Source organism: Undibacterium sp. RuTC16W (assembly GCF_049339445.1).
Classification (GTDB): Bacteria; Pseudomonadota; Gammaproteobacteria; order Burkholderiales; family Burkholderiaceae_D; genus Undibacterium.
Map to the genome: position 1 here is coordinate 1 of NZ_JBMPPE010000026.1, position 596 is coordinate 596.

Annotated in this window: 1 protein-coding gene; it reads right to left on the reverse strand. The window is 44.3% G+C overall.

Annotated elements, in window-relative coordinates:
• A partial coding sequence (locus ACO0K4_RS19425) for a hypothetical protein (protein WP_422958326.1) occupies positions 1-447 on the reverse strand: 447 nt, incomplete at its 3' end.
• Positions 448-596 lie beyond the last annotated feature (149 nt).

Here is a 596-nt window from a genome sequence, read left to right on the forward strand (position 1 = left end):
TGTGGGGGCCTTAGGGTTTAGTCGGGGAACAGATTCATCCCCTACTCCTGGATCAAGAATGAGACTCTCCAGACTACTTGCTCGTGAACCCATTGGGGTTTGGCTTACCTCTTCTTGGGCGTCTAAAAATAGATCATCCAGCTGTTGATCTGCCCCAGGGAGGCTTGCTACCTCTCCAGTTTGGGAGGCGGTGGGCGCCAGAGGGTTAACTGGCTCTCGTATGTCAACACCCGGGATGCCGCCAGCCTCCATAATGCTATCAATCACATCGGCAAGATCCTTGCCCTGATTTTTCATCTCAACAAGCAAATTCGGAGAAACAGGAAGTTCATTTGCAATCCTTCTCAATGATTCCAAATCTTGGGGAGTTTCGACATTCCCTCGCATTCTTACTCTCTTCAGTACTTCTCCAAGGTTGGATGCCTTGTTATCTTGTTTTGATGACATGTTAGAGGAGGTTTAAAAGTGAATGTCGAAGAAACACTGTAACAACTAAGGTTGATACTCTTTACAACTAACTGAGTATTTTGTCTTTGCTTTTTCTATATATACTTACTTTTTCTAAATCTAATATCTGGTCATCTGGACAGACATTT